Origin of the sequence: Streptomyces solincola (assembly GCF_002982015.1) — a bacterium.
In the GTDB taxonomy this organism is placed as follows: Bacteria; Actinomycetota; Actinomycetes; order Streptomycetales; family Streptomycetaceae; genus Streptomyces; species Streptomyces solincola.
The window spans coordinates 1-3,652 of record NZ_PVLV01000216.1; the positions used below are offsets into that span (position 1 = coordinate 1).

The 3,652-nt window shown below is 78.5% G+C and carries 3 protein-coding genes; 2 read left to right on the forward strand and 1 reads right to left on the reverse strand.

Going from position 1 to position 3,652, the window contains the following annotated elements; all coding sequences use genetic code 11:
• The first annotated feature begins 118 nt into the window (after positions 1–118).
• Complete coding sequence (locus C6N75_RS15490; RefSeq protein ID WP_105869494.1) at positions 119–787, forward strand: D-sedoheptulose-7-phosphate isomerase; 669 nt, start codon at positions 119–121, stop codon at positions 785–787.
• The gene (rfaE2, locus tag C6N75_RS15495) at positions 784–2,184 is read left to right on the forward strand and encodes a D-glycero-beta-D-manno-heptose 1-phosphate adenylyltransferase (RefSeq protein WP_105869492.1); all 1,401 of its coding nucleotides are present in this window, start codon (positions 784–786) and stop codon (positions 2,182–2,184) included. Before C6N75_RS15490 ends, rfaE2 begins: the two co-directional genes overlap by 4 nt.
• An 86-nt stretch (positions 2,185–2,270) precedes the next feature.
• On the opposite strand, the gene C6N75_RS15500 is transcribed toward rfaE2, so the two are convergent.
• Positions 2,271–3,566 (reverse strand): MFS transporter, encoded by a 1,296-nt coding sequence (locus C6N75_RS15500; protein ID WP_105869493.1) that lies wholly within the window; start codon positions 3,564–3,566, stop codon positions 2,271–2,273.
• Positions 3,567–3,652 lie beyond the last annotated feature (86 nt).

Here is a 3,652-nt window from a genome sequence, read left to right on the forward strand (position 1 = left end):
AAAAGAGACAGCCCCCGCCCCCTGCCCGTCTCGTCCCCTTCCTGGTTGCGCCCGGTCCCGCTCGAACCCTCTGAAGGAGGTGCGGGCCGCTCACGCCCCGGCGGAGCGCCCGAACGCCATGACCGAACCCCTGAACCCGTCCGGCGCGGACGCCGGCCCCCCGCCGGCGGCGCGGGCGCACTGCCAAGCGCTCGCGGACGCACTCGTCCTCTTCCAGGAGCAGCACCTCGGACAGGTCGCCCGCTGGGGCCGGCACCTGGCGTCGGTGCTGCCGGTCGGCGGCAGGCTGCTGGCCGCCGGCAACGGCGGCAGCGCCGCGCAGGCGCAGCATCTGACGGCCGAGCTGGTGGGCCGCTACCAGCGGGAGCGGCCGGCGTTCTCGGCGATCTCGCTGCACGCGGAGACCTCCAGCGTGACCGCGATCGGCAACGACTACGGCTTCGACCAGGTGTACGCGCGGCAGGTCGCCGCGCACGGCCGGCCGGGCGACGTGCTGGTGCTGCTGTCCACCTCGGGCGCGAGCGCCAACCTGGTGCTCGCCGCGGCCACCGCCCGGCAGGCCGGACTGCTGGTGTGGGCGATGACCGGCCCGGGGCCCAACCCGCTGGCGGAGGCGGCCGACGAGGCGCTGTGCGTGGAGGCGGCGACGACGGCCACCGTGCAGGAGGCCCATCTGCTCGCCGTGCACCTGCTGTGCGAGAGCTTCGACGCCGAGGTGGCCGCCGGTCCGCCCGTACGCGCGGCGGGCGCCGCCGCGCCCGCCCTGGCCCACAGGAGAATGGCATGAGCACACGCAAACCGCTGGTGGTCGTCGGCGACGTGCTGCTGGACGAGGACATCGAGGGCGTATCCACCCGGCTGGCGCCGGACGCGCCCGCCCCGGTGGTGGACGTCACCGGGGACCAGCGGCGGCCGGGCGGCGCGGGTCTCGCGGCCGCCCTCGCCTCCCGGGGCGGGCGGGACGTGGTGCTGGTGACGGCGATGGGCGACGACCCGGCCAGTGACGCGGTGCGCCGCTCGCTGCGCGGCAAGGTGCGGGTGGTGGAGCTGCCGCTGCACGGCACCCTGCCGGTGAAGACCCGGGTGCTGGCCGGCGGGCGTCCGCTGGTGCGCATCGACCGGGGCGGCGGCGACCCGGGCGAGCCGGACCAGGCGGTGCGCGACACCCTCGCCGACGCACGGGCGATCCTGGTCGCCGACTACGGGCGGCACACCGCGAGCGCGGTCCGCGCGCACCTGGCGGAGGTCGCGCCGAAGGTGCCGGTGGTGTGGGACCCGCACCTCAAGGGCGACGCCCCGGTGCCGGGGACCCGCCTCGTGACGCCGAACGCGGCCGAGACGCGGGCGCTGTGCCGGGGCGGCGGCGAGTCGCTGCGGGACTACGCCGAGCGGGGCGCGCAGCTGGCCGAGCGATGGAAGGCGGCGGCGGTGGCGGTGACGCTCGGCGAGCGCGGGGTGCTGCTGACCCGGCCGGGCGCGGCGACGCCGATGCTGGTGCCGGCGCCCTACCGGGCCGACGGCGATCCGTGCGGCGCTGGCGACGCGTTCGCGGCCGCCACGGCGGCGGCGCTGGCGGACGGGGCGCTGCCGGAGGAGGCGTTGCAGCGGGCGGTGGAGGAGGCCGCGGCGTTCGTGGCGGCGGGAGGCGCGGGCAACCCGTCGCTGTGGCGGGCGCAGGCCGCGGGCCGCGCCGAGCGGGAGCCGGTGTCCGACCCGTTCACGCTGGCCGAGCGGGTGCGCTCGCGCGGCGGGACGGTGGTGGCCACCGGCGGCTGCTTCGACCTGCTGCACGCCGGGCACGTGGGACTGCTGGAGAGCGCCCGGCGGATCGGCGACTGCCTGATCGTGTGCGTCAACTCCGACGAGTCGGTGGAGCGGCTGAAGGGTCCGGGCCGCCCGCTGAACCCGCTGGCCGACCGGGTGCGGGTGCTGGCCGGGATGGGCAGCGTGGACGCGGTCGCCGTGTTCGACGGGGACACCCCGGCGGAGCTGCTGGCCCGGCTGCGCCCGGACGTGTGGGTGAAGGGCGGCGACTACTCGGCGGAGGACCTGCCCGAGGCGGAGGTGCTGGCGGGCTGGGGCGGGCAGGCCGTGGTGCTGCCCTATCTGGACGGCCGCTCCACCACCATGCTGGCCCGACGCGCCGCCGAGGCCGCCGCGCCGGTCCGCCCGCCGGGGCGCTGAGCCGGGGCGCGCGCCCGCGCCGGGACCAGGCCCTCGGGTCCGGTCCCGGCGAGGGCGCGCGGTCGTGCGCGCCACGCGCGCCGTTCTCAGGCGGGCGCGCCGACCGGCACGGGACGCTCGGCGGCGGGGACCTGCGCGGGCGCGGGGATGAGCACCGGTTCCCGTAGCGCCACGGACACGGGTGCGGGCGCCGGGGCAGCGGGCCGGCGGCGGTGCAGCAGGTGGCCGGCGAGGACGGCGGCGGCGATGAGCAGGCCGCCGGCGACCAGGGCGCCCCGGGCGCCGGCCTGCTCCATCAGCAGGCCGAGCGCGGGCGGGCCGGTCAGGCCCCACCCGGTGCGCACGCTGCCCCACACGCCGAGGACCCGGCCGCGCAGACGCGGCGGCGGGGTGGTTTGCAGCACGGTGGTGCCGGCGGTGTCGGAGACCGACTCGACCACCGCCATGGGCGCCACCACCACCAGCAGCAGGGCGAGCGAGGGGGACAGTCCGGCGACCGCCTGGAGCAGGCCGCCGGCGGCGGCGAGCGCGCCGACCAGGCGGACCGAGGGGCGGCGCAGCCGCGCGCCGAGGACCGCGCCGAGGATGCCACCCACCGCCAGGACCGTGGAGACGGTGCCGAACGCGCCCGCGCCGCCGGCCAGCGGGCCGGTGACCAGCACGGCGAGGGTGAGCCCGTAGTTGCGGCCGAGGACGGCGCTGATGCCGGTGACGCCGGCCAGCGCGAGCAGCCGGGGGTTGCGGGCGAAGTAGGCGAGCCCCTCGCGCATGGTCAGCCCGTCGCCGGCGGTGTCCTGGTCCTTCTCCGCCGCGGGTGGCGCTGTCCCGCCCGCCGGGCGTGCCGGGCGCAGGAAGGGGATGACGGCGGCGACGCAGAGGAAGGACAGGCCGTTGGCGGCGTACGCGGCGGCGGTGCCGAGGACGCCGACGGTGAGCCCGGCGAGTCCGGCGCCCGCGAGCCGGCCGGCGCTGGAGACCAGGGAGCCGACGCCGATCGCGGAGGGCACGTCCTCGGCGGGCACCAGGTCGTTGCCGAGCAGGGAGCAGGCGGGGCCGTCGACGGTGGCGATCAGTCCGGTGACCGCGGCCAGCGCCATCAGCACGCCGACGCCGAGCGGGTCGCAGGCGACCAGCACGGCGGTGGTGAAGGCGACCGCGCCCAGCAGCGCCTGGCTGACGGCGGCGGTGGCCTTGCGCGGCCAGCGGTCCACCGCGGCCCCGCCGACCAGGCTCATCAGCAGGCCGGGCGCGGCCTGCACGGACAGCGACAGGCCGGTGGCGGCGGCGGAGCCGGTGATCTCCAGCACCAGCAGGTTCTGCACGGTGAGCTGCATCCAGGTGCCGGCGTTGGAGACCAGGTTGGCGGCGGACCACCAGCGCATGCTCCGGTGGCGCAGCGCGCGCCAGGGGGCGTGCGCGCCGCGGCCGGCGGCGGGGGTGCGGGTTCGGCGCCGGCGACGGGCCGGGG